Origin of the sequence: Paraburkholderia sp. GAS82 (assembly GCF_050436285.1) — a bacterium.
In the GTDB taxonomy this organism is placed as follows: Bacteria; Pseudomonadota; Gammaproteobacteria; order Burkholderiales; family Burkholderiaceae; genus Paraburkholderia; species Paraburkholderia phenazinium_B.
On record NZ_JBNDLX010000001.1, the window covers coordinates 1,064,463 to 1,082,303 of the forward strand.

The window sequence follows — 17,841 nt, forward strand, 5'->3', positions numbered from 1 at the left end:
GCAGGAGGGCAGAATCATGAGCGACACCACCCAGCGGTTTCCCGGCACGGCTCACGCAGGCCACGCAAGCGACGACGCAGCAGGTCCCGAATACGCGCACTATCGGATCGTTCCCGCAAGGCACCATGCGCGCACGGCAGGAACCGTGCTGGCGATCGCGCTGATCGCGATCGTGGCGAATTCGGTACTCGGCAATCCGCGTTGGGGCTGGGGCGTCTTCGCGCAGTGGCTTTTTGCTGGGCCCGTGCTCGAGGGGCTAGGGCGTACGCTGGTGCTGACGGGGCTCGGCGCGTTGTTCGGCTTCACGCTCGCGGTACCGCTTGCGCTGGCGAGAGTATCGCGTTCGCCGTTACTGGCCGGCTGTGCGTGGGCGTTTATCTGGCTATTCCGTTCGATCCCGCCGATCGTGCTGTTGCTACTGTTAAACAACCTTGGCTATCTGTACGAGACGATCTGGATCGGGGTTCCGTTTACGCATATTGCACTACTGAATGAATCGACCACCGATCTGATCAGTCCGTTTTTCGCGGCCGTGCTTGGACTCACGCTGAACCACGCGGCGTTTTCGGCCGAGGCTATCCGTGGTGGGATTCTCTCCGTCGACCACGGGCAGCGTGAGGCCGGTGCGGCGCTGGGTCTGCCGGGTGGCCGCCAGGTGCGTCGTATCGTGTTGCCACAGGCGATGCGCGCCATTCTGCCGACAGCGTTCAACGATGTAATCGGTCTCGCGAAAGGCACCTCCGTCGTCTACATCCTCGCGATGCCGGATCTGTTCTATACGGTGCAGATCATTTATCACCGCAATCTGGAAGTCATTCCGCTGCTGATGGTCGCGACGATCTGGTATCTGATCATCCTCACGGTGTTGTCGGCGATTCAGGTTCACATCGAACGGTACTATGCCCGCGGTGCGACGCGCGAGCAGGTGGCGTTGTCGCCATTGACTGCATTGTTCGGCCGGTGGCGTAATGCGCGCGCTGCACCTGGTGAAAGCGCAGGCGAGCGTGGGAGCCGATCTGGCGTGGGGGCAGAAACCAGCAGCGAATCCAGCAGCGAAGCGGGCAAGGCCGGCTGGGCGCAGCGACGGATCGGCGGCAGGGTGGGCATCCATAATGTCTCGAAGAGCTTCGGCACCCTAAAGGTTCTCGATAACATTTCGCTGGCGTTTCCTTCGGGCAGCGTCACCGTGATTCTCGGTCAGTCGGGCTCGGGCAAGTCGACGCTGCTGCGCTCGATCAACCACCTCGAACGCGTGGACGATGGCTTCATTGATATCGACGGCGAGCTGATCGGCTATCGCCGCGACGGACGCACGCTCTACGAGCTCAAGGAGAAGGACATCCTGCAGCGGCGACGCGCGGATGTCGGCATGGTGTTTCAGAGCTTCAACCTGTTTCCGCACCTGAGCGTGCTCGACAACGTCATCGAGGCGCCGCTGGCCTCAGGTGTGCCGCGCGCGCAGGCCCAGGCTGAGGCGCGCACACTGCTCGCGCGCGTAGGACTCGGCGACAAGGCCGATGCATGGCCGCGCCAGCTATCGGGCGGTCAGCAACAACGTGTGGCGATTGCGCGTGCACTTGCACTGAAACCGAAAGTACTACTGTTTGACGAGCCAACGTCCGCACTCGATCCGGAACTGGTCAACGAGGTGCTTGACGTGATCCGCCAGCTTGCACGTTCGGGCACGACGCTGATCATTGTCACGCATGAAATTGGCTTCGCGCGCGAGGTCGCCGACACGATCGTATTCATGGACGGTGGACGCATAGTCGAAGCGGGGCCGCCGTCGCGCGTGCTTGGCGATCCGGCGCAGGCTCGCACGCGTGAATTCCTCTCGAAGGTGCTGTGAGCGGATGCGACGAATGAAACACAACGGCTTAGGATCACTGATGACCGGCCGACGGACGTTCATGATGGAGATGGCCGCGCTGGCTGCGTTGCCGTTTGCATGGTCTGCCGAACCAGCGTATGCGGCAACACAGGTTTACGACTTCAGCCCTGAGCAGAAAGAGCGTATCCGCGCGCCCAGGGATCTGGACGCGCAGCGCCTGCTGGCAGGCTATCGTTTCGTGACGCCAGGCGTGCTCACGGTGGCGATAGCGCCGTTCGATCCGCCCATCGCGTCGTACGCGACCGACGCCCGTAGCATCGTGGGCTCCGATCCCGATTACGCGCAGCTCGTCGCCGATGCGCTCGGCCTGCGTCTGCTGCTGGTGCCTGTCGCGTGGCCCGACTGGCCGCTGGGTCTCGTGTCAGGTAAATACGACGCGGTGATCTCGAACGTCGGCGTCACCGGGAAACGCAAGCAGAAGTTCGACTTTACGACGTACAGGCTGGGTCTGCATGGGTTCTATGTGAAGTCGGACAGCGCCATCAGGTCGATCCGCGAACCGAAGGATATCGCGGGGCTGCGCATCATCACCAGTTCCGGGACGATCCAGGAGCGGATCCTGCTCGAATGGAATCAGAGGAACACCGCACATGGGCTGAAAGAGGCGAGCCTGCAGTACTACGACGACAGCGCCGCTAACCGGCTGGCGCTGCTGTCGGGCCGCGCCGATGCCATCTTCAATCCAGATCCGACGCTCGCCTATGAGGCCGCGACGCAAGGACAGATCCGCCAGGTAGGCACGGTCAACGCGGGCTGGCCGAACAACGCGGACGTCGCGATCGCGAGCCGCAAGGGCAGTGGCCTTGCGGCGGCGCTGACGGCGGCGACCAATGGGCTGATCCGCGGCGGCCAGTATCGCGCGGCGCTCGCGCGCTGGGGCCTGCAAACAGAGGCCGTCGAGCACTCCGAGACCAATCCTGCCGGCTTTCCGGATGCGTGATCGAAGGCGCTTACGAGCCAGAACAACCAGAGAGGGCATTTATGTGTGCGGTCCGCATTGATCACCTTGCTTTCCTCACGCCGGGCAACTATGCCGACGATGCGCCGCTCGCCGGATTCGAGCGGACGCTGGAACTGTTTGGCGTCGGCGAGGCGCTTGGCTACGACAGCGCGTGGGTGCGTCAGCGCCACCTGGAACGAGCGGTCTCCTCGTCGGCGACGTTCCTCGCGGCTGCCAGCCAGCGTACGACGCGGATCGGCCTCGGCACCGCGGTCATCCAGATGGGCTACGAGAATCCATTTCGTCTTGCCGAGGACCTTGCCACCGTCGATGTGCTGTCGCGCGGCCGCCTCAACATCGGGCTCAGCGCAGGTGCCCCGGCGCACGGCATCCTGCTCGGTGAACGGCTTTTCGATGCGAATCCCGAACTGATCGACTTCTCACATGCGCGAGTCGAGCGTCTGCGCCGCAATCTCGCCGGTGAATGGCTCGGCGCGGAAGACACCTTCATCGAATCGGCGGCGGGCCGCGTGCGGCCTCGCGTGACGCCCTATGCGGCGGGTCTCACCGAGCGGCTCTGGTATGGCGGCGGTTCGCGACGCTCGATCGAATGGGCCGGCCGCAATGGCTTCAATCTGCTGATCGGCAACATCACAACCGGTGAGGGAACTGACGATTACCGCGAAGCGCAGCTGCGCCAGCTCGAACTGTTCCACTCGCACTGGCGCGAAGCGCGCTCGCCGCGTATCGCGCTGGGCCGCGTGATCGTGCCGACCGATGGCGCCGATGCCAGGACGCGGCAACGATATCGAGAGTTCGCCGAGGGACGCCACGCACGCACTTTGACTGCGCATGGCGAGCGCCGCACCTTGTTTGCGCCCGATCTGGTTGGTACTGCAGACGAGATTGTCGCGCGCCTGCTTGAAGATCCGGTCGTTGGACAGGTTCGCGAACTGCGCCTCGAACTGCCCTACGACCTTCCGTTTGAGAACTATCAGCAGATTCTCGAGGACTTCGTGACACGCATCGCACCTGAACTGGGCTGGCGGCCCGAGGCCGCACGAGAACCTGTCGCGGCGTAGCAGCCACACATATTGCCGTATCGATTGATTGACCTTATGACACAAGCCGAAGCCACATCCGTTTCCACTGTTCCGACACAGATTCACACCGTGCCCGACGACCGCCTCATTTATGTTTTGGGGAACGACCCGTTGGCGCGTCCTCTTTTTGAAGAGCTCGCCTACGAATACAGCAGTCGTTACGCGGGCCTGATCGACACCGACGAGATCGCGAGAGAGATGCGGCGCTATCCGGTGGAGGCTTTCGCGCCGCCGCACGGTGCGTTCCTGCTTTTGCTGCGAGACGGGCAGGCCATAGCGGGTGGCGCGTTCATGCGCCATGCCGACCCGGGCACTACCGAGTTCAAACGCATCTGGGCGAGCCGCAAGCATCGGCGTCAGGGTCTCGCACGGCGCATTCTCATCGAACTGGAGGCGCATGCGGTTCGTCTGGGTTATACGCGCGTGTTCCTCAGTACCGGACCGCGTCAGCCAGAGGCCATTGCCCTGTATCAGACCAATGGCTATACCTTGATGTCCGCACACGACTTCGGTGAGGACCAGCCGCCGGGATATCTGTTCGAGAAGTACCTGTAGCGTTTTCTACCCAACCTATCAATGATCAACCGTTCCTTGAAAAAATCAGCGCTTGCTGTGCGGCGCGTTGCGCTTGCGTCCATATCCCTCTGCGTCGCATCGTTCAGCCTGTTGACGGCTACACTGCCGGTTGCCACGCCGGCGTATGCAGCCAGCGGCAAGACCCTGGTGTTCTGCACTGAGGGCAGTCCGGCCGGGTTCGACCCGGGTCAGCACACAACCGGTACCGATTTCGACGCCAGCAGCAGCGCGGTCTACAACGAACTGGTGGAATTTCGCCCCGGCACGCTCGACCTCGAGCCAGCGCTCGCGACGAGCTGGGAGGTGTCCGAAGATCAGCGGACGTACACGTTTCATCTGCGGCATGGTGTGAAGTTTCATACGACGGCGTGGTTCAAGCCCACTCGCGATTTCGACGCGGATGACGTGCTGTTCACTTTCAACCGCATGCTCAATCCCGACGATCCGTTTCGCCGGGCTTATCCGACGAGTTTCCCGTATTTCAGCGATCTGGGCTTCGACAAGAACCTCGAGCGGATCGACAAAGTGGACGACTACACGGTGCGCTTCCAGCTAAAACAGCCGGACGTGATCTTCGTGCGCAATGTCGCGATGAGCTTTGCATCGATCCTGTCCGCGCAATACGCAGCACAACTGAGCGCTGCGCATCGCGAGGCCGATATCAACCAGTTGCCGGTCGGCACTGGTCCGTTCGTGTTCCGTTCCTATCAGAAGGATGCCCTGATCCGTTACGACGCCAATCCCGACTATTGGCGCCCGGAAGACGTGAAACTCGCGCACCTGATCTTTGCCATTACGCCCGACCCAGGTGTGCGGGCCCAGAAGCTCGCGAGCGGCGAATGCCAGGTGTCGGTGTACCCACGTCCCGCGGATCTGGAGGTGATCAAACGCAACCCCGACCTGACCTTGATTACAGGCGTGGGCTTCAATGTAGGCTTTGTTGCGTACAACACGCAGCACACGCCGCTGGACCGCGTCGAAGTGCGGCGCGCGCTCGATATGGCGATCGATAAGCCCGCCATTATCAAGGCCGTTTTCGCAGGCAACGCGACCATCGCGACCAATCCGATGCCGCCGTCCCAATGGTCGTACGACAAACAGTTAAAGGATGCGCCGTACGATCCCGCGAAGGCGAAGACATTGCTGGCGCAGGCGGGCTTCCCGAACGGTTTCGACATCTCGCTGTGGGCGATGCCGGTGCAGCGTCCCTACAACCCGAATGCGCAGTTGATGGCGCAACTCATCCAGCAGGATTGGGCGAACATCGGCGTGCGCGCCAGAATCGTCAGCTACGAGTGGGGTGAATACAATCGCCGCGCGAAGCAGGGCGGTGAGCACGACGCGATCCTCTACGGCTGGTCGGGCGACAATGGCGACCCCGACAACTGGCTCGGCACCTTGCTCGGTTGCGATGCGGTGCATGGCAGCAACGTGTCGAAGTGGTGCGATCCCAGCTTCGATGCCTTGATCGTCAAGGCACGCTCGAGCTCCGACACCGCAGTACGCACGACGCTTTATGAGCAGGCCCAGGTAATCTTCAAGCAGCAGGTGCCTTATACGCCGATCGCACATTCGATCGTGTCGTTGCCTGCATCGAAGCGCGTGAAAGGGCTCGTATTTTCGCCGCTCGGAAGTCACCGGTTCGACGGCGTCTGGCTGGAGTAAACGACATGAGCCAGTTTGAGGAGTTGACCGACAGCGAATGGGCCCTGATCGAGGGATTGTTCTGCAACGAAGTGGCGCCGCCCGAGCGCTCAGGAAGACGGCGAGTGGAGCCGCGCACCGTGGTCAATGCGGTGCTGTGGGGACTATCGACCGGGCATGGCTGGTCCAGGTTGCCCGGCCGGTATCCATCACGCCCGACCTGCGTGCGTCGCTTTGACGAGTGGCAGGCCGACGGCACGCTTGCCGAAATCGTCAGACGGCTCAATGCCGGCGGCCGGACAGTGTCGCCGCGTGGTGCAATTGGCGATGCGTTCAAACATCGTGCGGCGAACCCGGATCACGCTCGTCTGAAACGTCTGTCGTGGAGCAGTCCGCAAACGTGGCGCGCGCCGGTCGACGTGATCTGAAACTAGATTTGCGCGTGCCACGCAAGAATCGAGCGGCGGTATCCCGAGGGAAGCGGCTCCGGCAATGCATCCACGTCGAATGTCCCCACCTGCAAATGCTCTTCGCTGATCGAAGGCGAGAACGTCCCGTCGATCCGGCATCCATACGTCACGATAAATACAAAGCGCTCGGGGATCACTTCGAACAGGTAGCTATCGAGAATCCTGCAGGGCGTGACGGTTGCCGCCAGCTCTTCTTCGAACTCCCGGGCAACGGCCTGCTCGGGAGTTTCGCCCACTTCAAGCCGGCCGCCGGGCAGCTCCCACTCCTGCCGCTCGTTCAGCAGCAGGATGACCTGGCCGGGCGCGCTGAATGCCACGCCTTTAACTGATACCGGAAAGCGGTCGTTGTTCATCTGCGGTATGCCATGTCGCGCGGCGGCGCGTTCGTTGACCGGCCAGCACCGGCGATTCACGGAATTGACGAAATACTGTCTTCGATTAATCCGGATCTGTCGATCACAATTTCGTAATAAACCAGGCTAAAACGCGCCTTAAAAAAGAGCGGGCCGCTGCCCTGTATCCGGTTGCCTTTGCGAGTGCACGCAGCCTGTGCTTGCGATGCAGGTGAATCAAGGCCCAGCCGGTTCGCACAACAGAAATAATACAAAATGCTTTCGACGAACTTCCGATTACCTGTGATTTCAGCCAATCGTCCGCTTCAAGTCCGTATCTTTCAGTGCGTTTATAAAACCTTCATATTCGAATGCTCCAATGCGTCGGCGTAATCGAGCTGATAACACGCTGTACTCCTTTAACAAAGCGGCTTCCTATCCCCAAACGATGGATCCGTCGCAGAATATCCGGAGCGCCCCATATGTTACGTAGAAAACCCCTGTTGCCGATTTCGTTGGCGGTGACGATGCTGACGCTGGCGGCTTGCGGCAGCAGCAGCCACAACACGCCAGCGCCGTCGGCAGAGGATGCACTGAATACCGCGACGCCGATCAAGCACGTCGTCGTGATCTTCGGTGAGAACGAATCCTTCGACCACTACTTCGGCACTTACCCGAACGCAACGAACCCCTCGGGCGAACCGACGTTCACCGCGGCAGCCGGCACGCCGACGGTCAACGGTCTGACGACGGCGCTGCTCACTGCGAATCCCACGGTCTCCAACACGGCGAACCCGGCTGGCACCAATATCAATCCGTTCCGCCTCGACCGTACCCAGGCCGGCACGGAAGGTCAGAACCACGGCTACACGGCGGAACAGCTCGCTTCCGACAACGGCAAGATGGACCTGTTCCCGCTCAACACGGGTAACAACGCGACGGGCACGACTGGTGAATTCGGCACGCTCGGCCTCGTAATGGGTTACTACGACGGCAATACCGTGACGGCTCTGTGGAACTACGCGCAGAACTTCGCGATGAGCGACAACATGTACACGGACACGTACGGTCCTTCGACGCCGGGCGCGATTGCCGTGGTGTCGGGCCAGCACAATGGTGCCGTGGTTACGAAAAACGGCGCGGTGGTAGCGGCCAGCGCGTCGGCCAATCCGTCGTCCAACGTGGTCTATGACCTGCAGGGCGGCTGGACGCTGATCGGCGACCTGGATCCGACTGGTGATGCCTGTACAGTCGCGGCCGATTCGGCTTCGACGGCGACGGCAACGATGACCTCGAAGAACATTGGCGATCTGTTGAATTCGGCCAACATCACTTGGGGCGGCTTCATGGGCGGCTTCGACTTGACGCGAGTCAACCCGAACGGCACGACGGGCTGCAAGCGCTCGACCTTCTCGGGCGTGCTGGGCGCGAACGAAGCCGACTATGTTCAGCATCACGCGTGGTTCCAGTACTACGCGAGCACGCAGAACCTGGCACACACCCGCCCGAGTTCGGTTTCGGTGATCGGTCATACCGATCCGCTGGATAGCACGGCGACGCCGGTGCACCACCAGTACGACGTGGACGACTTCTTTGCCGCTGTGAACGCCGGCAACTATCCGTCGGTCAGCTTCCTGAAGGCGCCTTCGATTGCCGATGCGCACCCGGGTAATTCCGATCCGCTCGACGAGCAGGCTTTCGTGACCAGCGTGGTGAACTTCCTCGAGCAGCAGCCGGACTGGAAGAACACCGCCGTTATCGTGACCTATGACGATTCGGACGGCTGGTACGACCACCAGTTCGCTACGCCGACGACCTCGTCGTTCGACAGCACCACGGTGGAAAGCGCCGGCAATAGCTCGGACAACGAACGTAGTGTGACGGGTGCCGACCAGATCGTCAGCGCCGGTGTATGTAACGCGACGGGCGCGGTGCAGGGCGTGGGTGTCAACGGTGGTGCAGTGAACGGCCGCTGCGGCCCGGGTACGCGCATTCCGTTGCTCGTGATCTCGCCGTATGCCAAGCCGAACTACGTCGACCATACGCTGATCACACAGGCATCGGTGGTGCGCTTCATCGAGGACAACTGGTTGAATGGTACGCGTATCGGCCAGGGTTCGAACGATGCCAGCGCAGGCAGCATCATGAGCCTGTTCAACTTCTCGACGACGACGCCGAATCCGACGCTGTTCCTCGACCAGAACCTGGGTACGAAGGTTGCCACGCCGCCGGCGGCCGCTTCCTCAGTGGCACCGGCAGTCTAAGCAGCATCAGCCGGCACGCTTCATAGCCGGTTCACGTCCCGGTAGCTCACGCTACCGGGACGAGTGTTTTTGGAGAGGCCCGGCTTAGGCCGGGCCCTATGCGTTTTTGATACCTCTGCGTTTCTCACTACATTCACATGTCTACGAGTCCACAGTCCACTTCGCCATCAGCCGGATCAACCATTGCCCCCCAGCCACCCGGACAAAGCAGGCCACGCGGCCGCGGGCCCCTGTTGGCAGGATGTGTGGTCGTGCTGCTAGCCGTCGCGGGCCTGGTCGGCTACGCGTTCGCCTACCCCGAGCAGATGCCCGACACCGTAGGTGAATTCGTGGGAGGTATCACCGGCGCGAACCCGCATCCGGTGCAACTGGTTTTGCCGCCGTCTGCTCCTCTGAGTGCTGTCGCCCAACTGGGCCAGCAGATTTTCTACGACACGTCGTTGTCCGCGTCCGGCAAGCAGTCGTGTGCGTCGTGCCACAGCCCGGCGCATTCGTACGGACCGCCAAACGATCTGTCCGTGCAGCTGGGCGGTCCGCATCTGGACCGGCCGGGCTACCGTCCGCCGCCTTCGCTCGCCTACCTGTACCGTCAGGCGGTTTTCAGCATCGGGCCTGATGCGGCGGATGCCGAGGCGCCGCCCGATTTCGCTGCGCTTGCCTCGGCCGCGAAGGGCGTGCAGCGTGCGGACAAGGTCGCGGGCCTCGCGCCCGCTGCTCCGGCGATGGTGCCGCAGGGCGGCCTGTTCTGGGATGGCCGTGCCGATACGTTGCAAAAACAGGCCATCGGACCGCTGCTCGATCCGAACGAAATGGCCAATACAAACGTGGAGGACGTGGCCGCCAAACTTGCCAAGGCGCCTTACGTCAAAACATTCGAAAAGCTTTTCGGTCCGCAGATCCTCAAGGATCCGCAACGCTTCACGGCAGAAGCCATGTTCGCAGTGGGCCGCTATCAGTTCGAGGAACCGTCGTTCCACGCGTTCACCAGCAAGTATGACTACTGGCTGCAAGGCAAGGCACGTCTGACGCAAACGGAACTGCGAGGCCTGCATCTGTTCAACGATCCGAAGAAGGCCAACTGCGCCGGCTGCCACCTGAGTGCGCCGACTGCGGACAACCTGCCGCCGCTTTTCACCGACACGCAATACGAAGCGCTTGCTGTACCGCGCAACCCTGAGCTGGCGCAGAACCGCGATCCGAAGGCCTTCGACATCGGCTTGTGCGGTCCGATCCGCAAGGATCTGGCGCAGCAAACGCAGTATTGCTCGATGTTCCTCACGCCGACGCTACGCAATAGTGCAGCACGCCACATCTACTTCCACAACGGCGTCTATCACGACCTGAAGCACGTGATGGACTTCTACAACCTGCGCAATACCAATCCCGAGAAGATCTACTCGCACGATGCGTCGGGCAAGGTGGTGATGTTCGACGATGTGCCCAAGCAATACCAGCCCAACATCGACTTCGCCGACGCGCCATTCGATGTCAAGCCGACCGACAAGCCTGCGATGACGGATCAGGATATCCAGGACATCATCGCGTTTATCGGCACGTTAAACGACGGCTACCACCCGAAGTGATGCGTTGTATTGTCGGGGGCATACTTGCACTATCGACGCCCCCTGCAAGGAAACCGTGTGGCAAACAACCCAGCAGCGCGGGCCGACGCGATCACCGTGTCGGCCATCCTGTCGCGCATCGAACAGCTTTATCCGACCTATGGCGCCGCGAGCCGGCGCATTGCGGATTTCATCCGCGAATACCCGCACGAAGTCGTGCATATGTCGGTCAGCGAAGTGGCCGAGCGCGTCGGCGCGAGCGAAGGCAGCGTGGTAGGTTTCTGCAAGACGCTCGGTGCAAAGGGTTTCCTGCAGCTGAAAATCGTGCTCGCGCAGGAAATCGTGCAGCCGGTGCAACTGATTCACGAGGACGTGGCGCGCGGCGATAGCACGGCGGCCGTGGTTGCGAAGATCTTCAGTTCGAACGTCCAGGCGTTGCACGAAACCGAAGCGACTCTCGACGTGCATGCGCTCGAGCAGGCCGTCATGGCGATTCGCAGTGCGAAGCGCGTCGAAATCTACGGTGTCGGCAGCTCGGCGCCGATCGCCGAGGACGCGCATTACCGGCTGCTGCGCATCGGTCTCGATGCGCGCGTCGCGGTCGACCCGCATATCCAGGCGGTGAGTGCGTCGCTATGCGATTCGAGTGTTGCCACGCTGACCATCTCGCATTCAGGCGCCACCCACGAGACGGTCGCCAGCACCCGGCTGGCGAAGGAAGCGGGCGCGCGCACGATCTGCATCACCAACTTCGGGCGCTCGCCCATCCACGCGTATTCCGACATCGTGCTCACGACCATGGCGCGCGAGACGCACTTTCGTACCGAGGCGATGGCAAGCCGGATCGCGCAACTCGCGATCGTCGACACGCTGATCGCCTGCCTCGCGCTAGCGGATTACGAGCGCTCGGTGGATACCATTCGCCACACCTTCGACGTCCTCTCGCTGAAGCGTTACTGAAGGGAAGGGCGGTGGAAGCAAAATTGAATAATGTTCAAAAGTGGAAACATATTCGATAAATAAACTTCACTCGTCTGTCACGAAGGCCTCGTAACCTGAACAGGAGATCGGGCGCGGCAGCCTTTCCACCCAGCGTCGAGCACGACAGCGCTCCCGGTCCTGACTGCGCCCCGTAATCCGCCGGCAAGCCACGCTGGCCCGGAGTGCCGGGTGCTGCCCGTCCCTACTACGTCGAGACACGTGATGAGCGAAATCGAACAGAACGACGACACCCCGACCCCGTCCACCCAGCACAACGACTCCCGCCGCAACTTTCTGCGCCGCTCGGTGAACACCGCTGGCGCACTGGCGGCCACCACGATCCTGCCGGCATCGATTCGCAAGGCGCTTGCGATTCCGGCCAATTATGGTTCCGGCACGATCGAGGACATCAAGCATGTGGTGATCCTGATGCAGGAGAACCGCTCCTTCGATCACTACTTCGGCACGCTCAAGGGCGTGCGCGGTTTTGGCGATCGCTTCCCGGTCACGCTGCCGAACGGCCAGACGGTGTGGCAGGAGGCGTCGTCAGCGCCTGGTGCAAGCACGACCACCGTGATCCCGCCGTTTCACCTCAACACGGCGACGATGAACGCGATGGGTGTCGCCGATTGTCCGCATGACTACGGCACCGGGCAGGCGGCGTGGAGCCAGGGGCAATTTGGCCACTGGCCGTACTGGAAGTCGCAGTACTCGATGGGCTATTACGAGCGGGCCGATATTCCGTTTCACTTTGCGTTGGCCGAAGCCTTCACGCTGTGCGACGCGTACCACTGCCAGCTGACTGCGCCGACCGATCCGAACCGCATCGCGTTTTTTTCTGGCTCGAACTTCAATCCGCAGCTTGGCAGCAGCGGCGTCAATTCGACCGATGCGAACGCCGAAGCGACCAACGTGCGCTGCTCGGTCGGCGGCACGATTTCGGCCACGACCCCGCCGTATCAGTACACCTATGGCGGCACGGCATTCACGTGGCCGACGCTGCCGGAACTGTTGCAGCAGGCCGGCGTGACGTGGAAGATCTATCAGGATCCGAACAACAACTGGGGCGGGCTGCTGCACGGCTGCCTCGCATTCGAAAGCTTCCGTACTGCACAGCCGGGCTCGACCATCTACAACAATGGCATGACCGGCAGCCCCGATTTTGTGACGTCGTTCGCGAACGACGTGAAGAGCGGCTCGCTGCCGCAGGTCTCGTGGATCCTGCCGACGCCGAACGTCTCCGAGCACCCGAGCTACTTCCCGAGCGACGGCGCGAATTTCATCTCGCAGGTGCTGGACGCGCTGACGGCCAATCCGGCCGTCTGGAGCCAGACCGCGTTCTTCATCACCTACGACGAGGAAGACGGCGTCTTCGATCACGCGCTGCGCCCAGCGGTGCCGTCTTACGACGCGAGCGGCAACGTCATGGGTGGCTCGACGCTGCCGCTAGCCGGTGAGTATTTTGCAACGACACCCGCACTGTATTCGACCTATCTGGAATCCGCCGACACGATCAGCGGTTCGGTGCGCCCGTGGGGCCTCGGTGGACGCGTACCGATGTTCGTCATCTCCCCGTGGAGCGCCGGCGGTTGGGTCAATTCGCAAGTGTTCTCGCACACGTCGATGGCGATGTTCCTGGAGAAGCGCTTCGGTATTACGGTATCGAGCGTGAGCCCGTGGAACCGCGCGATCACAGGCGATCTGACCGGCTGCTTCGACTTCCGGCGTCCGGACGCGAATGCTTCTACCTATTCGCGGCTGCCGAGCACCGCCAACACCGCGGCCTTCGACGCTGCGCAGCAGGCGCTGCCGGCGGTCACGCCGCCGAGCTCGCCCGAGCCGCTGTTCCAGGAACCCGGGTTCCGGCCGTCGCGTGCGCTGCCCTATGAGTTGCACACCAGCGCGCGCGTGTCGCCGAACGGCACGATCGAGCTGTTGTTCAGCAATACCGGCAAGCAGGGCGCGGTATTCCATGTCTATGACCAGAACAATCTCAGTACGATCCCGCGGCGCTATACCGTCGAAGCCGGCAAGCAGTTGCACGACAGCGCATGGACCGCCAGCACGAGCGGCAATTACAACCTGTGGGTGTATGGGCCGAACGGCTTCGTGCGCCAGTTCAGCGGCAACGCGCTCACGGGCGCACAGGTGGAAATCGAGGTTGGCTACGAGGCGCTGACCGGGGCGGTGTCGGCGACTTTCACCAACAACGGTTCGAAAGACGTGCAGGTCACGCTGGCGGCCAATGCCTATGCGAGCGCGTTCCTGCGTCCGCAGACGCTATTCGTGTCGCCCCGCCGGTCGACCGTGCAGCGTTGGGAAATGGCGGCACTCGGCGGCTGGTACGACTTCACGGCCACCGCGAGCGGTTTCACGCGGCGCTTCGCGGGCCGCGTCGAAACCGGCCGGCCGAGCATCAGCGATCCGGCGATGGGCAGCGGTCTCGCTCACCAGAGCGCCGCCGCAGGCACTAGCGATCCGGCGCTGGGTGCCATGTCCGATCGTGAACTAGCGTAGCCGTAGTAAAGACGAAGGCCACCGGTGTGCTGTGAGGCATACTGGTGGCCAGCTTTTTACGCCGGATTGCCCTGCGTTCAACTGGGTCGGCGAGGCGCTGTTCGAGGTTTGTTTTTGCCTCGAGCTGCGGCTTGCTTTCTGGCTACGCGCGCGCTCGGCCACGCCAGCATGGCGAGGTCGATCATGCGGTCCAGGGTGTCTGCACTTGCGCCCGCCTGAGGCAGGTTAAGCACTGCTTGGGAAACACCGAGAAAGTGCCAGGCCAGGGCATCGACATCCGCGTCGGCTTGCAATTCGCCATTCGCTATTGCTTCGCGCAACAGATTCGCCAACATCTCGCGCTGCGCGTTCATCCCGACGACGGCTGCCTGTTGTCCTGCTTCGGACAGGTCGACGAGTTCGGCACAACTCCTCGCCAGCAGGCAGCCCGGAGGGCGTTGCCGGACGCCCGGCAGAAGTCCACGCAGCAATGCTTCGAGGCGAGCGCGTCCTGTGCTGCCCTCGGTCGAATTCATCCTCCTTAGCACCCGGTCCGTGTAGGTCGCAAGCACCACCTGGAACAGGCCGTCCTTGTCCTGGAAGCGTTGATAAAGGCTCGATCGGGACAGACCCGTGGCTTCCGAAAGATCATTGATCGACGCAGCCGCATAGCCGTGGCGCCAGAAAACTTCCAGTGCCGCGTCGATGACTGCGGCTTCGTCATATTGCGGTTTTCCGCTCACTCGGTCCTCGTTGACAAAACAGGTTGACAATCAGGAACGATCATTCCATTATGGGAACGATCGTTCCAGGATATTTGGATCGTTCGTTCCATGATACCTCCAAAAGGCACCGATATGTCCAGTCATCCAGTCCCGAATACACAGAAGCCGCGGATCGCCATTGCCGGGGCCACAGGTCGCGTTGGTTTGGCGTTGAGCACGTTGCTCGCCGCCGATCCGGTTGAACTCGTGGCGCTCACGCGCCAGCCCGATGGCGCACGATTGCCTGCCGGTGCGACGGCGGTTGGTGTCGACTTTGAACGCCCGGACACCCTGCGGGAAGCGTTGCGTGGTGTCGACCGGTTGTTCATCTCGCAAGGCACCTCGGGCCGGCAGGTCGACAACGAGATTGCATTGATCGATGCCGCCGTTGCCGCGGGTGTCCGGCATATCGTCAAGCTGTCCGCCCTTGGGCCCGCCAGCCGACTGATCCCGTTTGCCTGGCACATGCAGATCGAGGCGCACCTGGCGCATCAACCGGTAGCGTCTACTGTTTTGCGCCCCAGTGCTTTTGCTTATCTTCTCAAGTATGCGGGCGCGGGTGTGGCCGCCGGTTCGTGGGGCGGCGCGGCAAAGGAAGGGCGTGCGAATTTCATCGATACGCGCGACATAGCCGACGTCGCGCGCGTTGCCCTGCTGGAAGATATCGAACCCGAATCGCAGCGGGCGTACCACCTGACCGGTCCTCGGGCATGGACGATGGCGCAGGTTGCCGAGGAGTTGTCGCGCCTGCTCGATAGATCGGTTACCTACATTAATCGCACTCCTGCACAACAACGAGAGGTCTTGCTCGCCGCGGGGCATCCTCCTTTCGCGGTCGATCTGCTGCTGGGCCTTGATCAGATGTTCCGCGAGTCTGTGCTGGGAGAGACGACGTCGACGGTCGAGGAACTCACGGGAAAAGCGCCGCGATCGTTGACGGAGTGGTTGAAGGACAACATCGCCGTCTTTCAGCCTTGAGCTTCCGAGGCCAGCCGGAAAGGGTCGACAACCCACATTTCGCCGGCCCGGAGATGGTTTTCTGATGAAGCAAGCCACTCCGTCAGCGGCGTGAGGCTTATCCCCGGAGAGACGGATCCGCCGTAGGACTCCGAAACGAACTGCGCACCGTCCTCCGGGCTGCACACCACCTGAACGATGTGGGTGATTCCGCGTGAGCGGGGATGGTTGTTCGCCCACGCGGGCTCACCCATTTTCAGCCCAATCGTGGCGTATCGAGGGAAGGTGTCGGCTGTGATCTTGCTCGCCTCAAGAATGAACCCCGTGCGTGTGCCAATCTCCTCGATGATCCGATCCGACCAGGCATGCAACGCCAGCATGTCGTCTGCGTTGAACACTGCCCGGCCGGTCGCTTCGTTTTCCGCCTGCATGGCCTGCGTCAGGAGCAGGGTGGTCCATCCCGAGCAGTCAATGACCGGCGGACTCAGCGATAGCCCTTCGGATTTCACGCCGCGCCGATATCCCACCCGACCTGTGTAGCGCTGCACTAGTCGCCACATGGTTTGCTCAGCCGCCTTGAATGCTATGGTTGAATTCATGGTGTCTCGTCAGGATGAGAAGGCCGCGGCGACAGCTCTTAATGTTCGCTGTTCTCCAGCGACGTGAGAATCCGGTATGCGGCGGTGACTCGTTCATCAATCGGGAAGTTCTTGTTGGCGAGAATCACGATCCCCAGTCGCTTCTGCGGAATGAAGGCAATGTAGGCGCCAAAGCCGTTCGTCGAGCCGGTTTTGTTGATCCAGACATTGTTTTGTGGTTCTTGCGGTGGCTTTATTTCGGTAACCGGCGTTGCGTTAAAGATCATCGCCGGCGAATTGCCGGACAGAAGCGACTCGAGCGTGACCGGGTACGGATACTGTTCCCAGATCAGATCCTGTGTCATGGGCCCTGCCTTGAAGTAGCCGATGTGCGTATTGGCAATCGCGTGTTGCAGTTTTTCGTTCACACGAATCAGATTCATGTTGGCTTCGACAAAGCGATTCATATCTGCGGCGGTCGTCTTGATACCGTATGCCTCAGAAGACAGCACGCCTGGCGCCATCCTGATCGGCGCGCCATCTTTTGTGTAGCCCTGCGCGTAGTCGGGCATTTTCGCCGCAGGTACCTTGATGTAGGTGTCTTTCATGCCGAGCGCGGGGAACAGTTGACCTTGCATCAGCCCGTCAAAATCTTGCCCCATGCTTTTTGCCGCGATCAAACCGAGTGTTCCGATGCTGGGATTGGCGTAAGTCCGATGGGTACCAGGCGCGTAGGCCGGTTGCCACGCCTTGAAATACTGCATCAACTGTTCATTGTTGCTGATGTTGTCGGGCACCTGCAAGGGGAGGCCGCCGGGAGTGTGCGTGCCCAGATTGAGGAGCGTCACGTTGCCGAAGGGGCTGTTCTGCAGCGACGGCAGGAACCTGCTCGTCGGGTCAGACAGAGACAGATAGCCGCGAACCTGCGCATACGACGCTAATGTCGCCGTCAACGTCTTGCTGACCGAACCGAGCTCGAACAAGGTTTCGTTCGTCACCGGTTTTCCTGTCTCCGTCGAGGCCACGCCATAGTTGAACACGTAGTGCTCATCGCCATCGACGATGCCGACCGCCATACCGCGAATGCCGTTGTGCGCGATGACGGGTGCCATGGCGTGGTCGACCGCGGTTTTTATTCTGTCTTTCTGATCGTCCGCTGCGTGGCTGGCGGTCGCGATCGTGCATGCAATAGCGGTGATCGTCATGAGGCTTACGGCTCGTCGATTCATTTGCCTGGTCCTTGAGTGGGGCGTGTTTTGACGACGGAGTATGACGCCTCTGCC

The 17,841-nt window shown here is 61.6% G+C and carries 15 protein-coding genes; 11 read left to right on the forward strand and 4 right to left on the reverse strand.

Going from position 1 to position 17,841, the window contains the following annotated elements; all coding sequences use genetic code 11:
• Window positions 1-16 precede the first annotated feature (16 nt).
• The 6 genes from P3T17_RS04645 (at window position 17) to P3T17_RS04670 (ending at window position 6,582) form a co-directional block, all read left to right on the forward strand.
• The gene (locus P3T17_RS04645; protein ID WP_429404972.1) at window positions 17-1,849 is read left to right on the forward strand and encodes an amino acid ABC transporter permease/ATP-binding protein; all 1,833 of its coding nucleotides are present in this window, start codon (window positions 17-19) and stop codon (window positions 1,847-1,849) included.
• A 40-nt stretch (window positions 1,850-1,889) separates the two neighbouring features.
• Entirely contained in the window at window positions 1,890-2,831 is a 942-nt protein-coding gene (locus tag P3T17_RS04650) for a transporter substrate-binding domain-containing protein (protein ID WP_429404974.1), read from the forward strand.
• Between the two features lie 41 nt (window positions 2,832-2,872).
• Window positions 2,873-3,913: an LLM class flavin-dependent oxidoreductase gene (locus P3T17_RS04655; RefSeq protein ID WP_429404976.1), complete on the forward strand. Its 1,041-nt coding sequence runs from the start codon at window positions 2,873-2,875 to the stop codon at window positions 3,911-3,913.
• Between the two features lie 132 nt (window positions 3,914-4,045).
• Window positions 4,046-4,489: a GNAT family N-acetyltransferase gene (locus tag P3T17_RS04660; protein WP_429404978.1), complete on the forward strand. Its 444-nt coding sequence runs from the start codon at window positions 4,046-4,048 to the stop codon at window positions 4,487-4,489.
• A gap of 21 nt (window positions 4,490-4,510) precedes the next feature.
• On the forward strand, window positions 4,511-6,175 hold the full coding sequence (locus tag P3T17_RS04665) for an ABC transporter substrate-binding protein (protein WP_429404980.1): 1,665 nt from the start codon (window positions 4,511-4,513) through the stop codon (window positions 6,173-6,175).
• 5 nt (window positions 6,176-6,180) lie between these two features.
• Window positions 6,181-6,582, forward strand: a complete 402-nt coding sequence (locus P3T17_RS04670) for a transposase (protein WP_429404982.1) — start codon at window positions 6,181-6,183, stop codon at window positions 6,580-6,582.
• Window positions 6,583-6,584: 2 nt separating this feature from the next.
• Here the strand turns inward: P3T17_RS04670 and P3T17_RS04675 are convergent, their stop codons facing one another.
• Window positions 6,585-6,977, reverse strand: a complete 393-nt coding sequence (locus P3T17_RS04675) for an NUDIX hydrolase (RefSeq protein ID WP_429404983.1) — start codon at window positions 6,975-6,977, stop codon at window positions 6,585-6,587.
• 461 nt (window positions 6,978-7,438) lie between these two features.
• On the opposite strand from P3T17_RS04675, the gene P3T17_RS04680 reads away from it, so the two are divergent.
• The 4 genes from P3T17_RS04680 (at window position 7,439) to P3T17_RS04695 (ending at window position 14,280) form a co-directional block, all read left to right on the forward strand.
• Window positions 7,439-9,220 carry a phospholipase C gene (locus P3T17_RS04680; RefSeq protein ID WP_429404985.1) on the forward strand — a complete coding sequence of 594 codons (1,782 nt, stop codon included), beginning with the start codon at window positions 7,439-7,441 and terminating at the stop codon, window positions 9,218-9,220.
• 137 nt (window positions 9,221-9,357) lie between these two features.
• Window positions 9,358-10,803, forward strand: coding sequence for a cytochrome c peroxidase (locus tag P3T17_RS04685; protein WP_083611408.1), 1,446 nt, complete (start codon window positions 9,358-9,360; stop codon window positions 10,801-10,803).
• Between the two features lie 57 nt (window positions 10,804-10,860).
• Window positions 10,861-11,742 carry a MurR/RpiR family transcriptional regulator gene (locus tag P3T17_RS04690; protein WP_429286998.1) on the forward strand — a complete coding sequence of 294 codons (882 nt, stop codon included), beginning with the start codon at window positions 10,861-10,863 and terminating at the stop codon, window positions 11,740-11,742.
• Window positions 11,743-11,985: 243 nt separating this feature from the next.
• Window positions 11,986-14,280: a phosphocholine-specific phospholipase C gene (locus tag P3T17_RS04695; RefSeq protein ID WP_429404987.1), complete on the forward strand. Its 2,295-nt coding sequence runs from the start codon at window positions 11,986-11,988 to the stop codon at window positions 14,278-14,280.
• A 77-nt stretch (window positions 14,281-14,357) separates the two neighbouring features.
• Here the strand turns inward: P3T17_RS04695 and P3T17_RS04700 are convergent, their stop codons facing one another.
• On the reverse strand, window positions 14,358-15,002 hold the full coding sequence (locus tag P3T17_RS04700) for a TetR/AcrR family transcriptional regulator (RefSeq protein ID WP_429404989.1): 645 nt from the start codon (window positions 15,000-15,002) through the stop codon (window positions 14,358-14,360).
• A 114-nt stretch (window positions 15,003-15,116) separates the two neighbouring features.
• Between P3T17_RS04700 and P3T17_RS04705 the strand changes: the two genes are divergently transcribed.
• Window positions 15,117-16,001 carry an SDR family oxidoreductase gene (locus P3T17_RS04705; RefSeq protein ID WP_429404991.1) on the forward strand — a complete coding sequence of 295 codons (885 nt, stop codon included), beginning with the start codon at window positions 15,117-15,119 and terminating at the stop codon, window positions 15,999-16,001.
• On the opposite strand, the gene P3T17_RS04710 is transcribed toward P3T17_RS04705, so the two are convergent.
• Together P3T17_RS04710 and ampC are read right to left on the reverse strand one after the other, a co-directional pair.
• On the reverse strand, window positions 15,992-16,579 hold the full coding sequence (locus P3T17_RS04710) for a hypothetical protein (protein ID WP_429404993.1): 588 nt from the start codon (window positions 16,577-16,579) through the stop codon (window positions 15,992-15,994). The two genes, P3T17_RS04705 and P3T17_RS04710, sit on opposite strands and share 10 nt — an antisense overlap.
• Window positions 16,580-16,617: 38 nt before the next feature.
• Window positions 16,618-17,787 (reverse strand): class C beta-lactamase, encoded by a 1,170-nt coding sequence (gene ampC / locus P3T17_RS04715; RefSeq protein WP_429404995.1) that lies wholly within the window; start codon window positions 17,785-17,787, stop codon window positions 16,618-16,620.
• Window positions 17,788-17,841 lie beyond the last annotated feature (54 nt).